General features: G+C 40.6%; 35 protein-coding genes and 1 pseudogene. 14 read left to right on the top strand and 22 right to left on the bottom strand.

From position 1 onward, the window contains the following. The first annotated feature begins 139 nt into the window (after positions 1–139). Together ABLT31_RS14655 and ABLT31_RS14650 are read left to right on the top strand one after the other, a co-directional pair. Positions 140–727: a 5' nucleotidase, NT5C type gene (locus tag ABLT31_RS14655; protein WP_367752784.1), complete on the top strand. Its 588-nt coding sequence runs from the start codon at positions 140–142 to the stop codon at positions 725–727. Between the two features lie 490 nt (positions 728–1217). Then, positions 1218–2090, top strand: coding sequence for a cation diffusion facilitator family transporter (locus ABLT31_RS14650; protein WP_367752782.1), 873 nt, complete (start codon positions 1218–1220; stop codon positions 2088–2090). A gap of 155 nt (positions 2091–2245) precedes the next feature. Here ABLT31_RS14650 and ABLT31_RS14645 read toward each other — a convergent pair whose 3' ends face one another. The 6 genes from ABLT31_RS14645 to ABLT31_RS14620 form a co-directional block, all read right to left on the bottom strand. Next, positions 2246–2695 (bottom strand): SRPBCC family protein, encoded by a 450-nt coding sequence (locus ABLT31_RS14645; protein ID WP_367752780.1) that lies wholly within the window; start codon positions 2693–2695, stop codon positions 2246–2248. Positions 2696–3245: 550 nt separating this feature from the next. Continuing rightward, complete coding sequence (locus ABLT31_RS14640; RefSeq protein ID WP_367752778.1) at positions 3246–4013, bottom strand: sulfite exporter TauE/SafE family protein; 768 nt, start codon at positions 4011–4013, stop codon at positions 3246–3248. Between the two features lie 233 nt (positions 4014–4246). Continuing rightward, complete coding sequence (locus ABLT31_RS14635; protein ID WP_367752776.1) at positions 4247–4558, bottom strand: SEC-C metal-binding domain-containing protein; 312 nt, start codon at positions 4556–4558, stop codon at positions 4247–4249. 171 nt (positions 4559–4729) lie between these two features. Beyond that, positions 4730–4864 (bottom strand): hypothetical protein, encoded by a 135-nt coding sequence (locus ABLT31_RS14630; protein ID WP_367752774.1) that lies wholly within the window; start codon positions 4862–4864, stop codon positions 4730–4732. Next, entirely contained in the window at positions 4857–5441 is a 585-nt protein-coding gene (locus tag ABLT31_RS14625) for a hypothetical protein (protein ID WP_367752772.1), read from the bottom strand. Before ABLT31_RS14625 ends, ABLT31_RS14630 begins: the two co-directional genes overlap by 8 nt. A 379-nt stretch (positions 5442–5820) precedes the next feature. Then, positions 5821–6132: a hypothetical protein gene (locus ABLT31_RS14620; RefSeq protein WP_367752770.1), complete on the bottom strand. Its 312-nt coding sequence runs from the start codon at positions 6130–6132 to the stop codon at positions 5821–5823. Between the two features lie 201 nt (positions 6133–6333). Between ABLT31_RS14620 and ABLT31_RS14615 the strand changes: the two genes are divergently transcribed. Continuing rightward, positions 6334–6438: a sporulation protein YjcZ gene (locus tag ABLT31_RS14615; protein WP_367752768.1), complete on the top strand. Its 105-nt coding sequence runs from the start codon at positions 6334–6336 to the stop codon at positions 6436–6438. A gap of 61 nt (positions 6439–6499) precedes the next feature. Beyond that, positions 6500–6598 (top strand): sporulation protein YjcZ, encoded by a 99-nt coding sequence (locus ABLT31_RS14610; RefSeq protein WP_367752766.1) that lies wholly within the window; start codon positions 6500–6502, stop codon positions 6596–6598. 218 nt (positions 6599–6816) lie between these two features. On the opposite strand, the gene ABLT31_RS14605 is transcribed toward ABLT31_RS14610, so the two are convergent. Then, the gene (locus ABLT31_RS14605) at positions 6817–7095 is read right to left on the bottom strand and encodes a hypothetical protein (protein ID WP_367752764.1); all 279 of its coding nucleotides are present in this window, start codon (positions 7093–7095) and stop codon (positions 6817–6819) included. Between the two features lie 180 nt (positions 7096–7275). Here ABLT31_RS14605 and ABLT31_RS14600 point away from each other — a divergent pair, with 180 nt between their 5' ends. Both ABLT31_RS14600 and ABLT31_RS14595 read left to right on the top strand, forming a co-directional pair. Continuing rightward, positions 7276–8709, top strand: coding sequence for an FAD-binding oxidoreductase (locus ABLT31_RS14600; RefSeq protein ID WP_367752762.1), 1434 nt, complete (start codon positions 7276–7278; stop codon positions 8707–8709). A 4-nt stretch (positions 8710–8713) separates the two neighbouring features. Next, positions 8714–9253: an MFS transporter gene (locus tag ABLT31_RS14595; protein ID WP_367752760.1), complete on the top strand. Its 540-nt coding sequence runs from the start codon at positions 8714–8716 to the stop codon at positions 9251–9253. 45 nt (positions 9254–9298) lie between these two features. Here the strand turns inward: ABLT31_RS14595 and ABLT31_RS14590 are convergent. Then, positions 9299–9829, bottom strand: a pseudogene (locus tag ABLT31_RS14590) (DsbA family oxidoreductase); the annotation flags it as partial. 144 nt (positions 9830–9973) lie between these two features. Further along, the gene (corA, locus tag ABLT31_RS14585) at positions 9974–10933 is read right to left on the bottom strand and encodes a magnesium/cobalt transporter CorA (RefSeq protein WP_367752758.1); all 960 of its coding nucleotides are present in this window, start codon (positions 10931–10933) and stop codon (positions 9974–9976) included. Positions 10934–11249: 316 nt separating this feature from the next. On the opposite strand from corA, the gene ABLT31_RS14580 reads away from it, so the two are divergent. Further along, on the top strand, positions 11250–12188 hold the full coding sequence (locus tag ABLT31_RS14580) for a magnesium transporter CorA family protein (protein WP_367752756.1): 939 nt from the start codon (positions 11250–11252) through the stop codon (positions 12186–12188). 279 nt (positions 12189–12467) lie between these two features. Then, on the top strand, positions 12468–13382 hold the full coding sequence (locus ABLT31_RS14575; RefSeq protein WP_367752754.1) for a DMT family transporter: 915 nt from the start codon (positions 12468–12470) through the stop codon (positions 13380–13382). Between the two features lie 8 nt (positions 13383–13390). Here ABLT31_RS14575 and ABLT31_RS14570 read toward each other — a convergent pair whose 3' ends face one another. Next, positions 13391–13633, bottom strand: coding sequence for a hypothetical protein (locus tag ABLT31_RS14570; protein WP_367752752.1), 243 nt, complete (start codon positions 13631–13633; stop codon positions 13391–13393). A gap of 142 nt (positions 13634–13775) precedes the next feature. On the opposite strand from ABLT31_RS14570, the gene ABLT31_RS14565 reads away from it, so the two are divergent. Together ABLT31_RS14565 and ABLT31_RS14560 are read left to right on the top strand one after the other, a co-directional pair. After that, positions 13776–14285, top strand: coding sequence for a GNAT family N-acetyltransferase (locus ABLT31_RS14565; protein ID WP_367752750.1), 510 nt, complete (start codon positions 13776–13778; stop codon positions 14283–14285). A gap of 38 nt (positions 14286–14323) precedes the next feature. Further along, complete coding sequence (locus ABLT31_RS14560) at positions 14324–14773, top strand: phosphate-starvation-inducible protein PsiE (protein ID WP_367752748.1); 450 nt, start codon at positions 14324–14326, stop codon at positions 14771–14773. Here the strand turns inward: ABLT31_RS14560 and ABLT31_RS14555 are convergent. After that, entirely contained in the window at positions 14737–15312 is a 576-nt protein-coding gene (locus tag ABLT31_RS14555) for a hypothetical protein (RefSeq protein WP_462976492.1), read from the bottom strand. The genes ABLT31_RS14560 and ABLT31_RS14555 overlap by 37 nt on opposite strands. A 173-nt stretch (positions 15313–15485) precedes the next feature. On the opposite strand from ABLT31_RS14555, the gene ABLT31_RS14550 reads away from it, so the two are divergent. Next, on the top strand, positions 15486–15722 hold the full coding sequence (locus ABLT31_RS14550; protein WP_367752746.1) for a hypothetical protein: 237 nt from the start codon (positions 15486–15488) through the stop codon (positions 15720–15722). A gap of 466 nt (positions 15723–16188) precedes the next feature. Here ABLT31_RS14550 and ABLT31_RS14545 read toward each other — a convergent pair whose 3' ends face one another. Next, entirely contained in the window at positions 16189–16842 is a 654-nt protein-coding gene (locus tag ABLT31_RS14545) for a transmembrane-type terpene cyclase (RefSeq protein ID WP_367752744.1), read from the bottom strand. Between the two features lie 506 nt (positions 16843–17348). On the opposite strand from ABLT31_RS14545, the gene ABLT31_RS14540 reads away from it, so the two are divergent. Continuing rightward, positions 17349–17678 (top strand): DUF1904 family protein, encoded by a 330-nt coding sequence (locus ABLT31_RS14540; RefSeq protein WP_367752742.1) that lies wholly within the window; start codon positions 17349–17351, stop codon positions 17676–17678. A gap of 223 nt (positions 17679–17901) precedes the next feature. On the opposite strand, the gene ABLT31_RS14535 is transcribed toward ABLT31_RS14540, so the two are convergent. After that, positions 17902–18081 (bottom strand): hypothetical protein, encoded by a 180-nt coding sequence (locus ABLT31_RS14535; protein ID WP_367752741.1) that lies wholly within the window; start codon positions 18079–18081, stop codon positions 17902–17904. Positions 18082–18204: 123 nt separating this feature from the next. Between ABLT31_RS14535 and ABLT31_RS14530 the strand changes: the two genes are divergently transcribed. Continuing rightward, positions 18205–18348, top strand: a complete 144-nt coding sequence (locus ABLT31_RS14530) for a hypothetical protein (RefSeq protein ID WP_367752739.1) — start codon at positions 18205–18207, stop codon at positions 18346–18348. On the opposite strand, the gene ABLT31_RS14525 is transcribed toward ABLT31_RS14530, so the two are convergent. From ABLT31_RS14525 to ABLT31_RS14510, 4 genes are all read right to left on the bottom strand, one after another. Next, positions 18345–19268, bottom strand: coding sequence for a mechanosensitive ion channel family protein (locus tag ABLT31_RS14525; protein WP_367752737.1), 924 nt, complete (start codon positions 19266–19268; stop codon positions 18345–18347). The genes ABLT31_RS14530 and ABLT31_RS14525 overlap by 4 nt on opposite strands. A gap of 212 nt (positions 19269–19480) precedes the next feature. Further along, a complete protein-coding gene (locus tag ABLT31_RS14520) occupies positions 19481–20056 on the bottom strand; it encodes a hypothetical protein (protein ID WP_367752735.1) in 576 nt (191 codons plus the stop codon). Between the two features lie 304 nt (positions 20057–20360). Beyond that, positions 20361–20606: a hypothetical protein gene (locus ABLT31_RS14515; protein ID WP_367752733.1), complete on the bottom strand. Its 246-nt coding sequence runs from the start codon at positions 20604–20606 to the stop codon at positions 20361–20363. Positions 20607–20847: 241 nt separating this feature from the next. Further along, complete coding sequence (locus tag ABLT31_RS14510; RefSeq protein ID WP_367752731.1) at positions 20848–21084, bottom strand: hypothetical protein; 237 nt, start codon at positions 21082–21084, stop codon at positions 20848–20850. Between the two features lie 105 nt (positions 21085–21189). Here ABLT31_RS14510 and ABLT31_RS14505 point away from each other — a divergent pair, with 105 nt between their 5' ends. Next, on the top strand, positions 21190–21357 hold the full coding sequence (locus ABLT31_RS14505; RefSeq protein WP_367752729.1) for a hypothetical protein: 168 nt from the start codon (positions 21190–21192) through the stop codon (positions 21355–21357). 428 nt (positions 21358–21785) lie between these two features. Here ABLT31_RS14505 and ABLT31_RS14500 read toward each other — a convergent pair whose 3' ends face one another. The 5 genes from ABLT31_RS14500 to ABLT31_RS14480 form a co-directional block, all read right to left on the bottom strand. Next, positions 21786–22604 (bottom strand): alpha/beta fold hydrolase, encoded by an 819-nt coding sequence (locus tag ABLT31_RS14500; protein WP_367752727.1) that lies wholly within the window; start codon positions 22602–22604, stop codon positions 21786–21788. Positions 22605–22773: 169 nt separating this feature from the next. Further along, positions 22774–23010, bottom strand: a complete 237-nt coding sequence (locus ABLT31_RS14495) for a hypothetical protein (protein ID WP_367752725.1) — start codon at positions 23008–23010, stop codon at positions 22774–22776. A 116-nt stretch (positions 23011–23126) separates the two neighbouring features. After that, entirely contained in the window at positions 23127–23555 is a 429-nt protein-coding gene (locus tag ABLT31_RS14490; protein ID WP_367752723.1) for a GlcG/HbpS family heme-binding protein, read from the bottom strand. A 21-nt stretch (positions 23556–23576) separates the two neighbouring features. Beyond that, positions 23577–25442: a XylR N-terminal domain-containing protein gene (locus tag ABLT31_RS14485; protein ID WP_367752721.1), complete on the bottom strand. Its 1866-nt coding sequence runs from the start codon at positions 25440–25442 to the stop codon at positions 23577–23579. A 30-nt stretch (positions 25443–25472) separates the two neighbouring features. Beyond that, a complete protein-coding gene (locus tag ABLT31_RS14480) occupies positions 25473–25757 on the bottom strand; it encodes a 2Fe-2S iron-sulfur cluster-binding protein (protein WP_367752719.1) in 285 nt (94 codons plus the stop codon). Between the last annotated feature and the right edge of the window lie 16 nt (positions 25758–25773).

The raw sequence follows: 25773 nt of genomic DNA, 5'->3' as shown, positions 1-25773 counted from the left end.
AGTGGCACGGCTCATATTACAGTTGAGCATTGCTGGAATATTTTCAAGTGATTTCAACCATGGTATTTTATTATCAGGCAGCTAAGGTAGCTGGTATCATAGATTCACAAGACATCTGAACATGATTGGGGTTAAAATAATGAAATTTGGATTTGATATCGATGATACTCTTATTAATTTAAGGGAACATGCATTTCATTTGTACAATCAGAAGTTGAACCAAAATGTATCTTTAGATGTTTTTAATTCCTTAAAAACGCTGGAAATCCATGAGGCATTTGGTTTATCTGCTGAGGAAGGAAACCGGATGTGGATGAATCTTGCAGACGAAATTTATTACTCTTCCTGTCCTTCATTTCCACATGCTGTAGAAACGCTGCAAGAATTAGACAAGCAAGGTCACGAAATCTATTACATAACCGCCAGAAAAAAGGAGCATGGGGAGCGAACCATGAAATGGTTAAAAGAAAAAGGCTTCCCCGTTCAGGAAAGCCGATTCTATTATGGAATGAATGATTCGGAAAAAGTGCATATTATTGAAAAATTGGGATTGGATTATTACTTTGATGATAAACCCGCTGTATTAGAAACATTATCCGACATCCCCTTAAAGGTATATGCCAAAGATACATCCTATAACAGGCATCTAAAAATTCCACGCATAACAACTTGGTCTGAATTAGAAAAAATTGTTGAACAAGATATGAAAGGAAGGCAAAAAAACTAAAAGAGAGTCTCAAAAATAATAGTTGAAAATCTCTTTACCGTAGTCGGCGGGAACTCGATCCCCGTCCCTATGGGCTGATAGGATTAACCAATTAAAATTTTCTCCTACTGTCCCGAAAGCCAAGAATTAATAATAGGGAAAAGTTTCCATTAAATATCTTTCCCCTAAAAAACAAAAAAAGCCATCGAAAGAGACACCGTTTTCATTGTTACTTAAATAATAAAATTCTATCAAGTTCTCTTTCTGAGAGAACTTTTTTGTTTTTATATTACTCATTTATTTAAAACTTTGCATGATTGTGATCAACTATAGAGCATATCGGAACGTTGGGATAGCCATCATACATATAGTTTGCCTAGCGCAAATAGTATGCGCAGATAAAAAAGTATTTTATTTATGAAAAAACATTTCTCTAGACCCACATAAATTTCCATTGCTATAATCACTAAGTATAGATCAACCGGAGGAAAAATTAATGGTTCTGAATAACGTGAACAATAAAGTTGAGTATGGGGTATGGATAAGTATAGGGGCGTATATCTTTCTATCTATCATCAAATTAATTATCGGATATATTTCAAATTCCGAAGCGCTGACAGCCGATGGATTAAATAATTCGACTGATATTATCCTCTCTATTGCGATATTAATTGGAATTCGAATATCGAAGAGACCGCCAGATGCAAATCATGCCTATGGACATTCTAAGGCTGAATCTATTGCTTCCTTAGTTGCGTCCTTTATTATGATTAGTGTTGGTCTGAATATTATGTTCAAGACATTGCAACAGGTATTCAATAACACAGTAACTGCTCCACCGAATTCTTTCGCAGCATGGATTGCTATATTTTGTGCTGCTGTTATGTATACGGTTTATCGTTACAACCGCAAGTTAGCACTCAAAACAAACAGTCAAGCTTTGCTTTCTGCGGCAAAAGATAATCTTTCTGATGTCTGGGTAAGTGTCGGTGCAGCGGTCGGAATTCTAGGGTCCCAACTAGATATGCCTTGGTTAGACCCTGTTGCAGCTTTTGTTGTCGGTCTTATGATCTGTAAAACCGCGTGGGAAATTTTTCGTGAATCTGCTCATGTGTTAACAGATGGATTTGACGAAGAAGAATTACCTCGATACACAGAAACTATTATGCAAATTAAGGACGTTAGAGTCGTTGATGATATAAAGGCTCGAAGCAATGGCACAGATATATTTGTCGATGTAGTTATACATGTTGACCCGAATATAGATATTGTGGAGTGTCATGATATCTGTGATAAGATTGAAGAACTAATGTTAGAAAAGCATAATGTTTCAAATGTACACATTCATATTGAACCTGACAGAAAATTCCCATTAACCTCTTAGCTAATAATCCTTAATCAGCAATTTCCCCTCTCACGTCGAGAGGGGATTGATTTCCCGGTAATAGTTCATTGAATATCCCCCCTTTCCTCCTGCTTCCTATTTATTTTGCTCCTGCTTGTATAGTATCATCTGCTTCTCTCCAATCATCAATATAGCTATTGGTCCCCGGATTCAGCTACTCTTTTAACTCGCTCTACAAATTGAATGACTACTTTTTCATTTGCAAACAACAACAGTAATTTTACGAACCATTTTAAGGGTCGGTTAGTTACTGTATATCTGAAAAGAGTTTTATTATTCATTTGAATCAGTTCATAGAGAGCGGTAATCTCAAACATGTTTGCAAGTGTAAAACCGACTTTTAGCTTTTTATTATTCTCGTCATCTAAAAATTCCAGAGTTTTTATATCATACTCTTCAATTCGGTTACCTTCTTTATATTTTTGGCGAAAAACACTCCCAACCCCTTCCTCTGTTATTTTGACAGGCTTGTGTTCAACAACTTGAGGCATAATTTTTTGCATGTTAGCGAACGAACCATCAAATAGCTTCCAAACCACTTCAATTGGAGCATTTATTACAATCTCTTTCGTCCATTGTTTCATTATTAACTCCTTTATCGTAATTTTAATCGCACACTATAAAATCCCATCGCTTCAAGACTACCTTCCGCATGAACTCTTTCCTCTTTTTCTTTATCTAAATCAATCAATGCCGCCTTTTAACTAGCCAATGCTGATGGGTCAAATAGGATATGTACCATGTTAGGAGCTCCTTTCAGTAAATCTTTAAAAAAAGATAAAGATCCTTGAAAAAGGATCTTACTTTATTTTTATCGGACTTCCATCTTTTATATGGAAAAAATATCGTTTACTGAAAAATAATGGGTATTGCCTATACATATATTATTCGCTTCCTTTGGTTTGGAATAACCGTTGCTCTTTTCATTTTGTTCCGCTTCGGCCAATGGGTGGCACGTATATTTTTTTCATTAAATGCAATATATTTTTATCAATTCTCTGTCCAAAGCGGACATCAAGGTGTCCGTGAAAGTAACCATAGGTAGTATGGGGCCTGTAAAATGACTTCCTTTGGTTCCCCATAAAAAAAGACGCCTTAAAAACACAAGGCGCTTCTTTTCCGTTGTTTCAGTTGCTAAAAAACCAGTTTACATCCGCTGAGCAGAATAATCATCGCCATTACCGTTCTTAAAGGTTTCGCTGGAACTTTTGCAGATAGCGTACTGCCTACGATAACACCAGGAATGGAACCAATCAACAGGTTAGCAGCCAGCAAATAATCCACATTACCAATCCCTGCATGCAATAGTCCAGCGACCGAAACCAAAAGGAAAGCGTGAGCTATATCTGTGCCAACTAACTCTGATGCAGTTAATCTATAGAGATAGAGCATGGCCAGAGCAAACAAGGATCCTGAACCAATCGAGGTCAAGCCCACTAAAAATCCCAATACAGCGCCGATCGCAATGGTCAAACCGCGCTTCTCATGCAAAGGCTTCATTTGAATACTGCTGAATTCTTTTGTATTCTTCATAAACGTTTTGATGAGAGTAGCTAATGCAACAAAAATCAATACGTACCCTAATGCATGCTTGATGATTTGTTCTTGATTATGAAAGAACGAATCAAATAAATGTAGTAATCCAACTGCACAAATAGCACTTGGAATACTTCCCAATGCCAGATACTTCATCAATTCGAGGTTGATCGTTTTTTGTCTCCAATGTTGAATGGATCCAAATAATTTGGTTACCGAATTATAAAGAAGATCTGTTCCCACTGCAATAGAAGGGCTAATTCCTAACATGATTAGCACCGGAGTAAGTAAAGCAGCTCCTCCAACTCCAGTCAAACCCACCAAAAAACCAATCATTAGCCCCATTAATACGATTCCGATACTCATGGATCATGCTCTCCTAATTCAAAGTACTCTGCTAGGATTATACTACATTAACCAGATTCCTGTATACAGATAATTCAATATATGGGGGAGCATCTTCATGTGTCCCTAAATTGAAGCATCTTTTCCCCTTCGATTTATCGATGTTTCATAGAAAAAGAATCTCGATAAAAAGACGCACCTGTTTTATAGGTGCGTCTTTTGTTTAAGCAATGGGCATTGGTCCTGTTGATGCCCTATCTCCCACAGCACTTTTTAAACTTCTTTCCACTCCCGCACGGGCATGGATCGTTTCGGCCCACTTTTTGCTTGGTTCGAAAATCGATTACCTTTCCGCCATCTTCCGGTAAAGGACGCAAAGACTTTCTTTCTCTAGACGCTAGCTCTTTGGGGGTATATCCCTTCAGAATCCATTGTCTCGTATTGTTCATCAAAGCAACCAACCGATCGACCAGATGTTGTACCTGTTCGAGCTTTTCTAGCTTCAGTTCACTTTGGAGGTATGGCACGATATCCCCTAATTCGTTTCCGTTAAGGATCCCCTCCATTACATCTCGGACGAGCACATCCGCTTCTTCCTCATGAATACCGCATTTCTTCTCGATAAATTCCTGAAAGGATTGATAAAAAGGGTTGCGGTCGACGAATTCCGGTATGGAGGCTTGAAGCAGCTGGTCCTTGGGAAAAGGGTAAAAGTCCAGATTGGATCTGGATTCCTGCTACATCTTTAGCCAGTCGGAGTCCCCGACCCTATAGTGAATAAAATCGTCTGCATTGCGCTGAAATTCCTGATAGTAAGAAGATGCATCAAGCAGCAGGGACAGGCAGTGACTGTTTTCTACCTGTTTACCCACTTACCATGTCTGCCAGTTGGTCGAATTCAAGCAAGCCGTAATAGAAAAGCAATCCGTGCGTGAGATGAATGTGCTCGGTATTTCTCGCCACAAGAGCATGCAGTGAATGTTCTTCCATCTGTTTGAAGGCTACCGAGATTTCCCTAGGCATAAACAAAACCTTTTGATCCTTATACAAACCGGAAAAAAACAGGCCAAACCCTCTGAAGTACTCGACTTGGTCATCCTCAAGATCAAAATCAAATAATAGTCCATCGCCATCCGCTAAACTATCCAGCAAATCATGCCTAGATTCGTCAAAGAGCTTAATCTTTGATTCCATATGCAACGGAATCTGGCGAACGAGCTCCTTCACCAGCTCTTGCTTAGAAAGCTGACTGACGTTTTTGATATTCAAATTCTTCCTTATGTGACCCAGCTCATCCTTCGTCAACATAGAAAGGGCCTCTTCAAGAGACATGGGCAAATCGATCCTGGTCCAAAGCCTGGATTCTTGTCTTTTTATCCTAGCTTCTTCCTCATCTAGCATGGCAATGAATCTGGAAGCCGCTTGATCTAAATCATGATTATTATTCATGGGTAGTCTCTTCCTTTGACAAAACATAGTTTCTTCTATTATGTTCAGCTCCAATGACAAAAGCAAGGAATTACCCCTAGAAGACACACACTTTCCCGGAGATCTTTGATGGATTTGGAGGATGATCGTTATAGAATGGAAGAAAGTTCTCCTCCAAGGCTTTGTCCCCACACCAAATAAAGGGAGATTAGGTAGAGGAAAATTCCTGCAAAGCAACTAGAGATGGCAATCATGATATGGAATAAGATGTTTTTCATAACGAATGGAACTCTCTGTTAAAGCAAGCTCATTTATTCTTTATTCTCTTTTCCCTTGCACTAAGCAAAACTAGAAACAAGAGCCCCTGAAAATAGGGGCTCTTGTTTCTTCGTACTAATATTTAAATCCACAATAATGATAGTGCCAACAAAGTATACAAGGGCAATACATAGTAACCGGGATAGACGCCGTAAGGACCGGGGCCATAATACTGAACGTTTTGATATTCAGGCTTTTCGGATTGAGCCGATCCCTGGACTTTTAATTTGTTCGATTTAGCTTTTACCGGAACGGCTCCAGGATCGATTCCTCTAAGTACGATATGATCCGAATTGACAGATTCCACTACGCCATAGTACCGTCTTCCTCCCGCACAATGCGCAATCACCGCGTGCCCAATAAAATTTCGACAGTAATGATAAGATAATCCCATGTGGACCCCCCTCATTTGCTAAACTAATATATACTATTAATCCATGGGAATGGGGGGACTAGACGATTGTACCATTATATAATTCTTCTTTCGCACAACTTGAAACTAACGAATATCCGCTAATGACTAGGAAATCCGCCCTTCCATTGTCTTGAATATGACATATGATAAAGTATCCCGAATGAAAGGAGGCACTATCTAATGAGTGCTTGTGGAGCAGGAGCGGGTGTATACGGAGGTATCGCGTTTATCCTTGTCCTTTACGTACTTCTAGTCATTGTTAGCCGCACGGGCTGGGCATACTAATTTATCCAATCTCAATTCCATCCTATCATTCCTATTTCCTTTTATTTAAGGGGGTGTAATTATGGGAGCAGCTGCTGGATATGTTGGAGGTAGCATTGCGTTTATCCTTGTCCTTTACGTACTTCTAGTCATTGTTAGCCGCACAGGTTGGGCTTACTAAAAGGAGACTAATCATGTCTCCTCTTTTTCATTGATTAAACCCAAATGAGGTTACACATTTCACAAAAAATCCACGTTTGCCTAATGCCTTATTCTACTTGCTTACATACTATATAATACCTCCAGCACCAAAAGGTACACTCATTAAATCCTCTTTTTCGAAAGAAACGACACGAAATCGGTCGTTTCTTTTTTAATTGCTGAAGAGCCGCTATTCCTTCAATCCGATTGCAACTCACGGCGCGAAATGGAATCAATCCCATATGCTGCTTCCTTTACCCATTGAGTTATATCTTGAGTAGGATGATCTTTTAGAAGATTGAGGGATATTTGAGCGAATGCCTGAAAATTCGCCAATAATCTAGGGTTAGATAATCCCATCATAGCACTATCTTGGTTCTCTATTTTTTCTTCAATATAGGACAAGATGTCAATTAATTGGTCTCTCGATAAAGCTTCATGATTATGTATTAATTGATCAAACGATTTTTGTTCCATGAAGTAGTCACCTCAAAATTTGGAATTCTTGCTATGCTACGATTTAATATTTTCCGTTTTTCTGAAAAGTATCCAGATGACGCAGCAGAACCTCATGAAGGTACCATAAAAAGTTGGTACCTTTTTTTATTTCCATCTTCCCTTATACTGTTGGCAAGAGCGATGGCCTGGAGGTTAATGATGAAAAAAGCCCTGTCGTTAGGCTTGTTAACCCTTTTATGCATACTCCAGTATGTACATACTAATCTCCCCGATCAAGATCCTTATTTGATCACCGATTATAGCCGTCTTCATCCTGTCAAAGTGGATCGTGTCATACCAGGGAGACAAGAAGAGCAATTGATGACGCTCGTAAGAGAAGCCAAAGAGAAAAAACTCAAGGTATCTATCGCTGGCCAGCGTCATAGTCAAGGAGGGCACACCTACTACAAGGACAGCATTGTGATCGATATGACCCCATATAACAAGATCCTTTCCCTTGACCCGCGCGCAAAAACCATACGCGTCCAATCCGGAGCCACATGGAGGGATATTCAAGAAGCAATTCATCCCTATGGGTTATCCGTGAGGACGATGCAATCCCAAAATATTTTTACGATTGGGGGTTCCATAAGCATTAATGCGCATGGGCGTGATATTCGCCATGGTTCAATGATTTCTTCCGTAGAATCCTTTCGGCTGTTGACGGCAGAGGGCGAGATTTGGGAAGTCAGCCGTACGCAGAACTCCGAGCTGTTTCCGTTGGCGCTTGGCGGCTATGGGTTGTTTGGCTTGATTTTGGATGTGACTTTGAGGCTTACGGATGATGCGATGTATGCGGTGACCATCGATGAGCTTACTGTTGAGGAATATAGCCGCTATTTCTTGGACCGCGTCCTGGCAAATCCGGATATCCGCATGCATATCGCCCGCCTATCCGTAGCCCCTGGAAGCTTTTTGAAGGAAATGTATGCGATCAACTATTCCATCGAGCCCTCGATTCCGCTAGAATCGCACCTCCCGCTGAATTTCCGGGAAAAATGGGTCATCCCCACCAAGCTTTTTTTTCATTTGAACCGGTCTTTCGATGGGGGGAAGGACTCTTTCTGGCAGGCACAAAAGTACTACTTTCGCACGAAGCAGAATTCTCTGATCAGCCGTAATCAAGCCATGGGCTCCGAGTCGGAATTTATGGAGTATAGGCAAATCGGGAAAAACGATCTGCTGCAGGAGTATTTTATCCCCGTCGAACAGTTTGCTGACTTTGTACAAAACCTAAAGCTGATCTTGCATGAAGAAGAGCTGAATCTATTGAACATTACCGTTCGTTATGTGAATCGCGATGAGGAAGCCGTGCTCTCCTATGCCAAAGAAGATATGCTCGCCCTCGTTTGCTTGTTTAACGTCCCGCTATCGGATCAAGAGCAAATCAAGTTTAAGCACAGTATCCAAAGGATTATTGATACCGTAATTGCCCATCGGGGGTCATATTATCTCCCGTACGCGGCTTATCCCAGCATCGAGCAATTCCAAACCGTTTATCCCCGGTACAAGGAGTTTTTTGCGAAGAAGTTGCTTTATGATCCAGAAGAGATCTTCACTAACTATTTTTATGAACAATACAAGGGGGAATAATGGTATGCCCGTCAACTGGCTCATTCGATCCCAAAGCCTTTTTACCCTGTCCGCTGGCATGATTTATCCGTACTACTTGCTTTTTCTGAAAAATCTGGGGAATAGCTACTCAAAGTATGGCTTGGCTTTTGCTGTGTTTACCATTAGCTCTGCCGCGATCTCGCAATGGATTCAGCGTCATTTGGATCAAAAAAGCCCACGGCTTCTCACTCTCAGCTCCCTCGGTATGATGATAGCCATGCTCGCTTTTCCCTGGATTTCCTCTTACTTGTGGGTGATTCTCCTGCAAGTGCTGATGGGAGCCTGCAATGCCATGCAAAAAATGAGCGAAAGGCAGCTCCTGGCTGACCATACGAAACCTGGTGCCCGCGGAGAAACGATCGGCTCTTATCACTTCTGGACCTCGGTCGCTTCCGGGTTGGCTGTCCTGATTGGCGGCTATGTGATCGACTGGCTGACCATCCAAGCGCTGTTTTGCACTAGCGCCCTCTTATATGGAATCAGCGCATGGGTTGTTTGGCGAAATTCGGGTCCAATCCTATAAAAAATAAAGGCATCTTCCCTTAATCAGAGAAGATGCCTTTATTTTTTATTCCTCAACTAAGCGGTTAAGCTGCTCCAAGCTAGGCATGTCTTTAAAATGGTGAACCTGGATTTCACCGCTTGCACCTACATATGAAGGAATGGTCCAAATGTGATTTTTACTGGCTAATGTGAAATCACGTTCTACCATTTCTATGTATTCTTTATTCGCCAAGGCTTCTTTAAAATCATTGGTGTCCAAACCAACTTCCTTTGCGATCGCACTTAAAACAACGATATCTTCAATGTCTTCATCCTTTTCCCATACCGCTTGGAATAGTCGGACATGATATTCATTAAATCTCCTATTTAAATGGGCATATTTGGCACCTACATGAGCGAGAAAGGTATCCCTTTTCTGGGACGGAGCTTGAATCGTTAATCCTCGCTCCTCAAATAAACTCTTCATAAATTGCTTAGCTTCCATCATATATCCATCAGGTTTTGCAGGTGGATTGGCATCCGCAGGCATCCGCCAAGCTTTCCATTCCACATGAACCCCTTTTTGTTCCAATGGTTTGAGAGACACCGTCTCCGTATAGCAAAAAGGTCATGTATAATCAAAATAAATTTGCAAAAATTTCTGCATAATGCCCCTCCTTACTTTTGATCGGTTAAATACGTGGAGAAACTATAACTTTGACGAAGTTCAGCACTGAAAGGTTTCGTGGCGTGCCTTGACTCATTTATAATAATCGAGCCATCCTTTTCGCTTGAACCATAAGAACATCCCTATACCCACGATGGCCATCACACCTAAAACGATAAAATAACCGTAACGCCAAGTTAATTCTGGCATATACTGGAAATTCATCCCATAAACCCCTGCAATAAAGGTCAAAGGGATAAAGATAGAAGAAATAATCGTTAGGGTCATCATAATGGTATTCATACGGTTAGACGTAATAGAAATATAACTGTCGCGCATATCCGAAGTTAAGTCACGGTTAGAGTCAATCATTTCCGTGAGTTTAAGCAAATGGTCATAGATATCAGCGAAGTATGGCTTGTGCTCTTGAATTTCCTTAATGCGATCAGAATTCAGTATGCGGTATAACAAATCCCGCATCGGAACAATGGTACGCCGCAAATGTAGCAAATCGCTTCTAATATCGAACACTTCATCCATGAGTATTCGTATGGATTGCTTTTTTTCTTTATTTTCTATTTCACTTAACTGGTCCTCGATTTGATAAACCGTTGGGAAGTAATCATCAACCAGTTTGTCGATTATCATATAAGATATGTAAGCCGAACCTTTACCCCAATATTCTGCATTAGATTCTACTCTATGCCAAACGGTGTCTACCTCCCGCAAAGGTGAAAAATGAAAGGTAATAATATATTTTTCTCCAATAAACATATCCACTTCGATCGGTTCTAATGTCTTATAATTTAAAGCATGCAGGACAAAAAAGTCATATCCCTCATAATAATCGAGCTTCGGACGTTGCAGAAAGTTAAAACAATCCTCAACCGCCAAGTGGTGGAAATGAAAATGATTGGATAACAACATACTTTCCTCTTCAGAGGGTTCGTTAAAATCAACCCAATACCAAGCGATTTCAAGATCGGATAACTTTTCTATCGGCAAATCTCGTAAGAGTTCAAGATTATGAGTGATGGCCAAGTTTCGAATCAAAAAAATCTCCCCTGATTACCCTTATAGTTGCTATAATCCTCACTCTATCCACCTGGTCTGACTATTATACTTATATAGCGTAAGTGTACAAATTCCATTTATAGGGTTATTATGAAGGTAAATCATTTTATCTTAAGAAGGGGATGATGCTCTCATGGATAGTCGAAGTTACAACGAACCCGAACCGGAACCGAATGAGGAAGTCATGAACCTGCCTCATTTCGGAAGTTTGATTCCAAATGTAAGCATCAACTCCTTTATGAATAGGTAATTTCTTTTCGTGACTTCCTCCAATCTGAAGAGGAGGTGTTTTCACATGCTAACAATCTATCAAACCCAAGATGCGGGAATCCTGCAGGAAACAAATGAAATAACCAGCGGCTGTTGGGTTCATATGATTGCACCTAACCAAGAAGAAATAAATCTGGTCACATCGAAATTGCAAATCCCCTTAGACGATATTAAAGATTCTCTTGATGAGGAAGAACGGTCCCGGATCGAAAAGGACGAAAACCATGTCTTAATCATTATAGATATGCCTATCGTTTTGCAGGATGAAAGCAAACCGCAAATCTATGATACCATTCCGCTGGGAATCATTATAACCAATGAATGTTTTGTAACGGTTTGTTTGAAAGAGAATCCTATTTTCATACATTTTCTCAAAAATAAGGTGAAGCGTTTCTCCACGAGCAAAAAAACGAGATTTGCCCTACAGATTTTATATTTAATTGCCACTTATTATTTAAAATACCTCAAACAAATCAACAAGATGACTAACGATATCGAAAACGAACTGCACCAATCCATGAAAAACAAAGAGCTATTTTCCTTATTAAATCTTGAAAAGAGCTTGGTCTATTTCACCACCTCACTTAAATCAAATAATATCGTTCTGCAAAAAATGCTAAAGGGAAATTATTTGGCGATGTTTAACGAGGATCAGGAACTCTTAGAAGACGTGATTGTGGAAAACCAGCAGGCCATTTCCATGGCCGAAACGTACAGCACGATACTAAGCGGAATGATGGATGCTTTTGCTTCAGTTATCTCCAACAATCTAACGATTGTAATGAAGTTTTTAACTTCTATTACCATTATCTTATCGCTGCCCACAATGGTCGCCAGCTTTTATGGGATGAACGTACCGATTCCCTTTCAGGAATACCCCCACGCTTTCTTTGTAGCCATTATTATTTCTGCCTGTCTTTCCAGTATTACAGCCCTGATTTTCTGGAAAAGGAAATACTTCTAAAAATTATGGGACTGCTTGAGTCATAAACACAAAAAATGATGAGCCCTTCTAGAAGGGGTTCATCATTTTTTAGATTGTTATATCGCTTAAACCTTTGCAAATCTATCCCTCATACATAAAAAGTGAGCAATCAAATAAGTATCTATTCCCTTGTTGGTATTCCGTATTTTTCAGGATGAGTGAAAATGTCTTGATAATTCCTCCGTTAGCTGGAGGGCTATTTTATCATGGGAATTTAAGTTATGGTATATTATAGAAAGAAAAAAAAGGAGGAGAAAAGTGAAACAGAAAGACCATTCAAGAGCGATCGGCTTGCCATTAGTCATTTCTATTATCGCCATATCGTTTGCAGCTATTTTCGTGAAATGGTCAGATGCACCAGCCACTATTTTAAGTATGTATCGCATGTGGCTAGCATCTATACTATTAATACCGATGGTTTGGCTAAAACGAGAGGAACTTCGAAATATACCAAAAAAAGATTGGTACTTTTTATTTTTTTCAGGTTTGTTCTTAGCCTTGCATTTCGCCCTTTGGTTCGGCTCTTTGAAGTTCACAACAGTAGCAAGTTCGACCATCATTCTCGCCTTGCAACCCATTGTAGCGTTGGTAGGCGGTTTTTTTCTGTTTGGGGAACGAACAACCGTTTCTGCATTGATAACGATGGGAACAGCAGTTACCGGTGCCGTGATGGTAGGCTGGGGCGACTTCGGATTAAGTAAGGAAGCCATTATTGGGGATATCCTTTCTTTTCTGAGCGTCATTGCGGTTGTCGGTTACTTATTAATCGGACAAAGCATAGTGAAAAAAGTATCCCATTGGATTTATAGCTTCTGTGTATTTATATTTGCATCCCTTGTATTGACTGTATACAACATCGCTGCAGGAGTGGCCCTTGGTGGATATGATGCCCAGGAATGGGGTATTTTTCTTTTATTGGCAATCGTCCCTACTATTGCTCATGTTATTCACAACTGGCTCTTAAACTATGTCAATGCAACGACGATCTCCATGAGCATTTTAGGAGAACCCGTAGGAGCGACGATTTTGGCGGCCCTATTATTAGGCGAGCTGCTAATCGGCTGGCAGATTGTCGGAGGCATTCTCGTGCTCACTGGTGTCTTTTTATTTTTGATTCAACCAAAGATCAAGGAATCCACCGCTTATTTAGAAAGCAATAGATTCCTCGATTAAACAGCCCATTAAGGCATATTCTTCTGTGGAATGTCGGGATTGATACTTTCATCATCAAATTGAATGGAAGGATCCACCGGAAATTGGAGATCTTCATTATCTCCTGAATTGCGGTCTATATTTTCGATCTGATATCGACTGGGTTGAATCGGTTCTTCATAGGTCCCGCACCCCATAAGAATAGAGAAGATCGAGCAGGATACAGTGAGAAAATGGAGTTTGGATTTCACGGCACTTACCTCGACTTTCAAGATGGTGTGATGTTATTATGATTCAATTCCCGTCCTAACCATTCATAAAATTTTACAATCCATCTACATTTCATCCACTTAATCTTTATACTTCTTTGTTAGAGTTAAAAAGGATGTTAAACGCAATAGGGGGGCTGGGACGGTGGATGTAAAAATTGAAACGGCAAGCAGAGAAGATTTCGTAGAAATGATTCAGCTGGCAGACATGACTCTTCCTGACCGCATGAATCTTCACGAGTTAAAAAAGTACTTTGAGTTGTTTCCCGAACTGATTTTCAAGGCTACATTTGATAACCGGTTAATTGGGTTTAGCTGTGCTGGGATTGATATGTATCAGCTGACAGGATGGCTTTTGTTCAGCAATGTGATCAAAGAGTTTCAAGGGCATGGAATTGGCAAAAAACTGATTGAAGCACGTTTAAGAGTTCTGCGTCAGTTTTCCACGCTCCGCAAAGTTCTTGTCACTGTCAGCGAAACCAACACATCGTCCATTCGTGCATTAGAATCATTTGGCTTCAAGCTCGCTCACGTTGAATGGGATTATTACGGTCCAAATAAACATCGAAATATTATGGAATTATCCATTGTTCCTAATCGTCCCCCCGTTATGCAAGAGTCAGTTCTTACAGTAGGAAGCCGTTTTATTTCATGAATAAAAATTGGTGAAAAGAAATAATGGAGGAAAACGTCATGTTAACCGCAGATGTGGGCAGAAGTAAGGAAGCTACGGGGATAGCGGAGTCGGTAAATCCTAAAACATCATTTATCGCCGGACATCTTCAGACCTTTTTGAATGCATCCTTGATTTTACTGGCTCTAATTTTATGTTACTTGCTATCTAAGGAAATTTATTTATTAATCAAGACCATTTTCATTGAGTATAACACCAACTTTCAACACTTTTTGGAACAAATCCTAGTCTTTTTCCTTTATTTTGAATTTATTGCTATGATAGTCAGATATTTTCAAGAGAATTATCATTTTCCTTTACGCTATCTTCTCTACATCGGGATTACTGCCATGATACGACTAATTATCGCCGACCATTATGATCCAATGAAGACGTTGATTTATACTTTCGTTATTTTAGTTTTGACTATCAGTTATTTTATTGTGAATTTCACTCCGTTGAAAAGGTAAAATGTATGTCGACGAGGGTGTCCCATGATTGTGGACACTCTGCTACAAAAGCTAGTACTCAATCCGTCACCTAGGTTAAATAAGTGGAGAATCTGAGACTTATATGTCTTTTCCGCATTTTGGACAAAAATCAAAATCATCCTGTACCTTTGTACCGCAAAACGGACAAAATCACCTTGATATTTCCGCACAGAATCGTTGACATTACCATCTTCTTCAGTAGATTGAGATGTAGAGGAGCTTCGATTGCCATTAAACCTAACATTTAAGGGATCTGGCTCTTCCCTCTCATCTGTAATATCCAAAAGAGACATTCTGTTTTTGGATGTAGCATTTTTATAATGGAATACTGTATTTGCAATTCCGATTCCAATAAACACGAAACCAAACAATGGAAAAATGATTCCAACCAGCGGAAACGGGGTATCCCTTGTAATGCTGAAAGCCATAATCGTCCAAAAAACACCGAATATGACTGCCCCTAAACTTCCCGCAGCCCCTACCGCTGAAGGTCCACGACCTGGTTTAATACTTTTCATCCCAATTCCTCCTTTCCCCATTTATTATATATACGGATAAAACTTCCTTTCGTTTCAACTTCCGTAAATATTCGGCATAACCGTTTTATGTTCGCATGAGGATTAACACCGAGTGTTTGAGTGATTAATTGGACAACCTATACTATTAAACTTGTCATTATTAGAGGTGAACAATGATCACTTGGAAAATGAATGAATGGGGTAATATCGAGATTTGGAACGGGGAGATAAACCTTCATCAGCCCGACATTCCTAAAAGAGCTATATTCTTGCAAGCGGAGACCGACGTAAGGGCCTTCCTGGAAATCATTGGCCTTTCCCATGATCAGGTAAAGCCAGGGCAATGGGGCTATGCGAAGGAAACCGGATACAATACCTATGATCCAAAAGAGGATGATGAGGATTGGTAGAAGTAAAAAAAGCCAAGCTCCGTATAACATGTTAGGGAAACTTTAGAGATTAAGCCACTTAGAAAGTAAGTAAAAAGACAGGATCATCGATCCTGCCTTCAGTTATATTAATGTATAATCCTTTTTCTCAGAGATGGCGGTGAATGAATTGTGAATGACTACCAAATGAAATTGTTTCATTTGAAGGCTTTCACATAACCTTCAAAGAAACTTAACTCCTTGTCCACATAAATAAGCCTACTTTCCGTTTATAATAGTAAACAGGAGAGGCGACAAACGTGGTCGCCATGACCGGACAGCGTAGGTGGGGCTGACGGTAACATTGTAATCGCACCAATCCATCCCCTTTAACCTAGCCCTTATGGGGCTTATTTTTTTTGACCAAAAAACAAATCCCCACCACCGAAGCGGTGATGCGGATTCCTGTCACTTTATTAAGACTTCAACAAAGTTTGTTTTCATGCTTTCAAAAATAAACCTTGATCCTTTTCATACGATTTCGCAGCATGACTAGATAAAGCACATCGAAGAAAAACGTAACAATATAAAGGTACATAAGGAGAACAGAGGACGGATAAAATGAATAGCTCAGTATAGATGCGAAAACCGTACCTATTAATTTAAAAACGGCAATATACATCGATTGCCCTCGAAGATCATTCCTGCGAAGGAGCATCGCAACAAACAGTAAGGACATCATAAGGTTCAATCCATAGGCTGAGTATCCGCCATCGAAATTGGAAAATTCTAGAGCAATAAAATAGTGGAGAGTGAAAGCGATGAAAAGAGCTGTAACGAGTGTGGAGAAGAAAAATCGGCCAGATAGCGGTTTAGGAAGATCATCCCTGGAATAAAGAATAAATTGAAATAAAATGACAACATCCAGTACTAGCCATAGAAAGATAATATAACTTGCAGGCGGTGGATGGGGAAAAATGAAAGTATAAATATATTCCCACGTGACATTTCCACACAGAGCGGCAAATGGCATACCGCAACGCTTATCTTTATACCCTTTTAAAATGATTATGACATATGTTAAAACCCAAAAAACACCAGCCATCAACGCAAGCCATAATTCCATTTCTGGCGGCAGCAAATGCTGTCTGGTCAGTGCCATATGATCCTCCTATTCTCCCATTTGGTTATTTAATTCATTATACATATTCGAACGATTAATTATGCTAATGCTTGATTGGGCGGAAAATGCCAATGATCAACAATATTTTTTCGCTAAGCACTCAAAACAAAAACCGCCTAACACAGTTAGACGGTCTAGTTATTGACCTTTCGCTTCACTCCGTCGATACCAAGCATTCTCTGTACAGTCCACGAAAGTTTAATTAGAAGCACAATGGCTGGCTCGACTAAATTCAATTATAGCTTGGCTTACAATATACTATTCTATTCACAAGCTAAATGTTAATAGAATCAAAGAAAAAAAAATCCCTTCATTTTTCCTTTTCTTCTTTAGAATGCTCTTGCTGGCCGGAACTTTTCCCAATGGAAGTGAAGGTGATAACAGATAAATGAATGTGCCGATAATATCGATTTTCCTCTATGCCCCTCCCATTGGCGAATCGTGATATAATCAAACTGGTAAAATTTTTGAAAAGGAGTATCCATATGCCTTTACTAGTCGTCAGAGGAATTGATGCAAATCAAATGAAAACCATCAGTACTTCCCTGGTGGAGAAATTAGCTAGCATTTGTGAATGTGATATCGATAACTTTACGATTGAATGTTTACATACAACCGCAGTTTTCGGTGGGGAAATCGTCGATTCCTTTCCTTTTATTGAGGTGGCCTGGTTTGATCGCGGTCAAGTGGTAAAGGACCATTTTGCCAAAGCCGTGTCTGATAGTGTAATGTCCTTAGGGATAAAAGAATTCGAGATGGCTTTTACCGCTTATCGTGAGGATAGTTACTATATTAATGGAAAACGTTTTTCTTAACCGTGGATTTAAAACAGGCTGTCCCGTTTATTCAGGACAGCCTGTCATCAGCTTACTTTTCAGTCTGAGACAACGAAAATGCAAATATCTGTGATTTTTTATACAGCCAAATTAAGAACAATCTATTCCACCATTGCAATGCATGAATTTGCCGTTTGAGAGTTATGATGCTCAACACAAAAAACAAGCCATGCGATTGCGAGGCTTGTTTTTTCTCTTTTGGCTACATCCTAAATACCCAATCCATTGGAAGCCGAATAAAATGGGGCATATAGCAGTCGGCCGCTACCATGCCGATCGGGTGGCTTGAACAAACTTTATACTGCAAACCCGTTTCTTGCATCATCACAACAAATGGCATGATTGATTCCCACTCTTCTACGGTATGAACCGTAAATTTCAATAGACAATCTTAATAATAAAAACGGTTACCGAATAGTGATTGACGGATACATTCCAACTGGCTTCCCTGTTGACAATCCTTCCGCTGTAGCTTTCGTTTGGATCCAGTTCCTGTGGTTCCCCTATGGTCTTTAGTTGTTCAATCGTGTTCGCTTTTGGCAAGCCAGTAGCCTACGGTGAGGAAGGCCGAAGCGACCATGTTCCGTTCGCGGTAGCCGGAATCGATGCCGCCCTTTGTTATATAAGAGCAGGGCGCTTTTCCCTTTAAGAATCATTTACACCCTTGTTCAAATAAACAGGTCCTTCGGCCATTATAACACGGTGTTCATACAAACGATCCGCCAAAAAGTTCTTCGTAAAAACATGGGTCTCAAAATGTTCGGTATCGACAACGGTGGCAACTATCCTGTATACCAAACCGTGCGCATTCATATAAAACTCATGGACCCCAAAGGAACGGAAGGCTTCCTCGGGTTCTCCATCGGCATTCCGGTAGAGAATGGGATCAAAACGTTCATTCAATTCCATGCATGAAGAGTCGAGTATTTCCCGTATACGCGCCGGATTTTCGCGGTAACTAATCACCATGCGAATATCAATCCTTCTCTTCGAAACATTTCCATTGGAAATGTTTCGAATTTCCCCATTGGAGATCGCAAAAAGGGTTCCGTCGATCAACCGAAGCTTCAGAGCCCGCAAACCTGGCTCCTCCACAAATCCTACCACAGTTTCGTTGACCGTAATCAAGTCTCCTTTATGAAATTGACGTTCATAGACAAAAAACAACCCATAAAAAAAGTCTTTGATTAAGCTTTGTGCTCCAAAACCAATGACCGCACCAAGGATCCCCGCTCCGGCCAGCACTTTTCCCAAATCAACGAAAGGAGAGACAGCAGCCACAATCACAATAATGATAGCGATGAGATTACTGCCCGTCCTAAAGATAATTTCGATAGTCTCCTCGCGTCTTTCATCCAGAAATTCCGTATTCTTAAAAAATAACCGGAGAGAACGCTGCAGCAGCATAACAATCAAATAAGTGCTGAACACAATGATGATAAACCGAACAAGTTCCCGATGATCTAAACCAAACATGGCATTAAGATCATAGAAAAAGGAAAGAGTCAGCAATAAACCGCCAAAAAAGATAAAAAATATCAGAAACCGAAAAATAAACTTTCTATTCACTGATGCCTCCTGCTCCTGTTCGTGATTACGCCCATCATCCACAAGATCTATAATGGGTAGGTTTTCCGTTATTTTGCATCTCTAATCACGAGTTCTCTTGGATACAAAAAACAGGTGCAGCGATAGTGTCATTATCTTAAATTACTTTGATATCCAATATAATGACTTATTCAATATATCTTTATCGCTTCCCTCTGTGGGAATTAGTTAGTTTACTTTTGCTTTTTTTCCATTCCTTTTGCTTTTCCATTAGCCTTCCAATATTTAACCGTTCCGGTATTAACGGCCTCATCCGCTGTGTCCCCTTCAACAGAAGATTCATCACTTTCTTTTGTCTTCACAGCGGTTCCGTCAGCTTTCTTTGCAGCCTGTCTTTCCATATTTCTCTTAATTACATCACGCGCGGTATCGTTTTTCAGCCCCTGATTTAAAGCATTCGCTAGACCCGTTTGCTTTTCAGTTGGCTTCTTTTCTTTGACTTCAGCAGGAGCAGATTTTTCTGTTTGAGTTTCGGTTTCTGTGGCGCTATCAGTAATTTTCTGATCGGTTGAATTCTGGGTTCCTTCTTCTGACTCTGTTTGATTTTTATAATCAGCGTCTTCATCAGCAGAAGTTTCATTTTCTGTTCCTTTTTCTTGGATTTTTACATGGACTGAATTTGTATTTTTATTCGCATGCGTTTTAGCTGCATCAGCTGCATCAGCTGCATTAGAAGATTGAGCAGCATATACTCCACCAGTTGCAACAGTAGCTGCTAGAATACCAGATAAAATAGTCAATTTTTTCATATAGCATTACCTCCAAGTTGTGATAATAGACTATTCGACTCTATTTTCCACTTATGGGGGGTTCGACTTTATAACAATTTCCGCTTAATAAAAACAACAATGGCGATCAATAAAATCACGGGTGAAAGGATTTCGGACAGTTCACTTGATTCAGGTAAAAATCCAAACTCTACAAAAATAGCCCAAATGGCATGTTCAAAAACCATGAAAAGAAATATTGTAATGGCCCCTACAATGAAGCCTAAGATGGTGTATAGGATGATTTTAAGTTTTATTATAATAAGCTCCTTTCGCGCTTGGAGATTTACTTTTTCATCCGTGAACTATAGATTGCCCAAGCCACAAAAGCAAAAAGCAGTGCCATGATGAATATCAACAACGCGTTAACCTTGTGGTAACCCAAATACTCGCGAGATCCATTAATGATTAACAATGACATAGCGATCAGAACGAAAAATCGACTTTTTAATTTGCTCATATTATCTCCGCGATTCATTTGCTGGAAATAGTATTGCCGTATTGCCAGACCTATAACGATTGAAATGAACACAAAAAGAAGAGCAGACGTTCAAATCTGCTCCTCCATCAATCCAAACTATTGTAATTTTCATATACATAAGATACCAAATAAGAAGCTAAGTAAAATAAGTAACTGAAACGTATTTTTACGCTTTTTCATTAGCTGTTATCAAGCTCCTTTAGTCAACAAAAAAGCGGTTACGGAAGCAACCACTTTAAATACGCTATTTAGTGTTACTCTAACTCGATATGTTGATCTGGTCCTTGGGTAATTAGATAGCTTCATTGTAAAGGTACTTATCTATCTGTTCATACGCTAAATCAATTAAATCATCAAGCTTATCCCGTTGAGTACTCAACATCTTGACCTGATGCCAAAACTCATCCCTATTATAGGGATCATTCCTATCTATAAGCTCATAAATTAAATCAATAGCATCGTCCAATTCGTCTCTCTTGGCATTCCATTCCTTAATTTGTACATATAATTTTTGTTGATAATAATTCACCTTTTCCACTCCTCCTCTTTTTGTTTGATATCCCAATTTATGGTTATCATAACACCTAACATAGAAGTTTATTCCATGACTTTCCATAAACGAGGTGACATATTAATGTCAGATTACAGTAAGAAATCGGTGGAAGAGCTTGAAGAATTAAGCGCTCATTATGAGCGTGAAAATTTCGAAATCATGAAAGAGTTGCTTCGCCGTGGTGTAGGTAAAGATTTACCCGATACGCTTGAACATCCAAGCATGTTCCCTACTGAAGAAGATTTTTAGGTTTATGAAGAACTTCAACTCATTAAAAGGGACTTCCTTAATCCGAGGACTACTAAGGTTATCACTTTCCTTACATCTCTGATAAAGGACTTTGATTTGGAAAGATTGTTGGTTCGTGAGAATGGAACGATTGTTTGTGACTAATTCTTAAAATTTGTGAGTTAGTGCCCTACTTGGGTGTGATCCCGCCTTTGCAGAGAACTTAATCAGGAATCATTACACCTTTAGGAGCAAAAAGGTCATTTCCGGGAGTAAATAACTCTTGCTATGAAAGTTTGCTGTCCTTTTTCGTGACAAAAACAGAGGATTTTGGGACCTTTTTTAAAAAATCGTATTTTTCGTCCCTATCAAGTTACCATCTGCCTGCCAAGATGCTCTTCCTCACGACACAAAAAAAAAACGACTACCCGATGTAGTCGTCATCCTGTCTAGCGTTTCAAAAATCCTATCACCTGTTCCGCAAAAGCCTGGGTCTTCTCGATTTGCGTCCAATGTCCGCATTGGGAGAAAACATGGAGTTCGGCATCAGGCAGCAGCTGGGCCAGCTTCCAGCTTGTTTGCTCGATTGGAATCACTCGATCCTCTCGTCCATGAATCAATAAGGCAGGAATGTTCATCTCTTTCAAAACCTCTTCACTCAGCGCTAAGGCATCGACACCCCGTTGCCGCGGAGCTGGGAACATGGCCGAAAAAGCTTCTTGGAACCCTTCCTGGATGCTGGCCTGATAGCGCAGCTCCACCAAATCATCGTTATCCGCCATGGACTGGTCGTAGGAAAAGATGCGAATGAGATTTTTCATATTTTCAAAGCTCGGTGTGTAGCCCCAAACTTGATCCAGTTCCTTTGTAAGAGGAAAGGATATGCCCGCACTGCCCATGAGAACCAGCTTGTTAATTAAGTCCGGACGACGGTGAGCGATATGAAGCGCTAAGGCTCCTCCCATCGAATTCCCAACAATGGAGACCCTGTCAAACTTTAACGTTTCAATAAAGTCAATCATATGATTGACCCAAACGTCCACAGAATATTGGATTCCATCTGGTCTTTTCGTATAACCGAACCCGACCACGTCTGGAGCGAATACGTGAAACTTCTGAGATAATATCGGCAGCACCAATCGCCAATTAGCCCAAGCCGATACGCCCGGTCCGGATCCATGAATCAAGATCAAAGGTTCCCCTTGACCTGCTTCATGGTAATGGGTCTCGATTCCACCCGCGATGATATATTTCCCTTGATCTGCCATCCTCTACCACTCCATTCTTTAAATGATATCCCTTGCTTTATTTTTAATAGGAAGGAACAACTTTACTTTGGCTTGCCGGGTACAATAAGTGCATGTTTTCATCGTATTCTTGGGCATAAATTCAACATGAGGGACGGAAATGGCTTTTAGCCCTCTTGTTACATGATCTTTACAAACCTTGAGAATTTTCCTCCCCTCCTTTCCAGGGACTCCAAGAGATAGAATAACCACGGCTAGGCTGTTCATAGGTAATGATTTTTTGTAAATTCTCTCGTACTTGTTCCAATTTTTCACCGACTTGGATGACTTCCGGGTCACTCATCCCCTTCAACTTGGCTAAATCTAGCATCTTCAAGCGATTCTTGCTTAAACTATTATTTAAATCCAGCACTTTTGACAATAACAAAGTATCTCCCCCATTCCTTCTTGCCTTTGAATGTTTAACTCTTCGCTATCTGATATGAGGTGGTGTGTTCCCTTTATCTCTCATCGCCCCATATCAGACAGCGATGATGAGAAAGTCTACAAATATGCCTTTAAAACACTCAAAGCGCTTTCTGCACAAAGGCTATCTTCTTCGGCAGAACCGCCGGAGACCCCAACTCCGCCAGCCAGCTGATCTCCAAAATAGATGGGAATCCCGCCGCCGAATATCGTAAGTCTGTTCGTATGAACAATTCCGTGCAGGAGCTCCGGCTCATCTTTGATAATCGGATACCATTCGGATGTAGGCTTGCCGAACGCGGACGCGGTATAAGCTTTGTTTTGGGATATTTCTGCACTTAATAGGGGAGCCCCATCCATTCGGATGAACCCTTTTAAGTTTCCTCCATCATCTGTGATGGCCACATTGACCTTGATTCCTAGCTCATCCGCCTTTTGGCAGGCGGCCTCAAGCATTTTCATGACAACCTGCTGCGTGATCGCCTTTTTTTCATAGCATATCTTCATGGGACACTCCCCCTTTTCTTTTTAGATCTCCAATTCTCCTAATACGATCAACGACTGCAAGGCCAGGTAAATCTGATGCATGACCGAAGGTTCGTTTATTTCCATTTTCAATATTTCAGTAAGGCGCTGTAAGCGGTATCTTAATCCCGTAACGGAAAAATTCATGACGTGTGCTGTTTTTTTCACATTGCAGCCATTATGGAGATAATGATAGAGCGTTTTCGTCAGTTCCATATTTTTGGCCTTGTCTTCTTGAAGCAAGCTTCCCAGCGTTTTATATGCGAATTTTTGCAAGCCTTCCTGATTTCGGGTTTGAAATAAAATCCCCACAATGCCTAAAGAATCAAAAAAGACGATGTCTTGATTGTGAACCGCGATATTCAGGCATGCCTGTGTTTCTTCATATAAATTAGAAGCGTCTTCAATGGAATCCGTGCTTGAACTAACTCCTAACTTTAACTGGTAATCCTTATACTTCTTTGAACAATAGTGAAGAAGTGTCGAACATAATTCTTCTTTCCCCCGCTGATCGGTCCACTTCTCCTCTTCCGTCATTAGAATAATGACATGACCGGACTTTTGCCCGATAATGGCATTTAAATCTCTACTGTAAAAGAAGTCGGACAGATCATTGATCAATTGATCGTTAAACTCCAACTCTTCTTTAATCGTTCGGTGACTGATCACCCGGTTAAAGGCAAGCATGAAGAAGCCGGTGTCACGCCATTGGAAATCAATATGATGAGCACGCTTCATGATTTCTGCCTTGGTAATTCGCTTGCTTAAGATGTCCTCCAGCAGGCTTCCTCGCATTCTCAGCTCCGCCTGGAGACGAGTGCGTTCATTTAGAAGGTAAAGCGAAGAGGCCATGGAAGCTTGCTCCAGGATTAATCGGTCCACTTCCGTTAGTGTCGAATCCGAGTGGAGAAAGGAACAATATCCAATAATCTTTTTTCGCAGATAAATCGGCGTAATCGCCCGCCGATGTTCAGAGGACACCTCTAATAACCGGGTTGTTGTTATTGGATTTGGATGCCGCTTTGACGGGCGGGACTGTTTTAACTGCTCCGAATACGTGTAAGCCTCTTCGGGTGACATGCCGCTGAAAGCCAGCAAATGAAAGCTGCTGTCCTCAATTAAAAAAGACCGGCCCGTATGTTGGTATATCACATTGGCGATGGATTCCAGATCGTTTTCGCGAAGAATTTCCGTCATCAGTTTCTGATGCACATGATAAGCCTTGCTTAGATTGTCGCGCTCGTATTTTAGATCTTGGTACGTTTGGTCCAATTCATCAATGATATTGTTAATTTCATAGTATTTAATCTCCTTCTCGATTTCCGCATCCCATTCTTCTTCGGTTTTGCAGACCCAATGACAGTGATCATGCCCCATCCCCTCGCATTGGACTTCTTTTGCAATGACCTTTTTCCCCATCACCAGAGAAAGGAATCCGCTTGCATATCCCGCAAGGGTATGACATACCGGCTGATCGCTGGGTCCAAATAGCTTCAAATGCTCCCGTGCCTCATAAGAGTTCTTCCAATGTCCCTCAAAATGGATAAGACCTTTCTTGAGATCGACCTCGGTGATCATTGGAATCACTTCCACATAACCATGGAGGGTATGAAGACGCGTACCGGCCAAGATCATTTCCTCATCATTCTCCCATGCCTTTTGCTTGGCCATCGACCCATCACTCACACCGCAATGCCATCCGTAGCGTAAAAGAAACCCTTTTGCACGCTCCGCCCCAATGGTTTCCATGAGTTCTCTGCGCAAAGTCCCTAGCGCCGAAGTGGGCACCGTGATCACGCGCTCGTAGTCTGATCCATAGCTTTCCAGGGATGGATACAGTTCTCTTAGATTCAGATCCAAAGCTTTCATTATTGTCTCACCACCAAAGAAGATTCGCTTTTATCCGGTTTGAATGCGTAGTTTGATATCACCCTTGGGGTACGTCTTGCAGGCCAAGGAATAGTTCATCGTTCTTTCCGTATCAGGCAGCACGTCTTTCGAGCTCAGCCCTCTTTCGAACAGGCCTTCCTCTACCTTGATCTTGCACATCCCGCACCCCCCGCCTTTGCAGGCGTAGGGGATGCGGATTCCTTGCAGGAGGGCGGCATCTAATAAGCTTTGAGAATGGTTGCATGTAAAAGCATCTTTTTCATGACTCGAATCGATAATCGAAACCTTGTACATATTCACCGTCTCCTAT

The sequence above is a fragment of the Ammoniphilus soli genome (assembly GCF_040813775.1).
The sequence above is the reverse complement of the archived record's forward strand: the minus strand, read 5'-3'. Positions and strand labels throughout refer to the sequence as shown.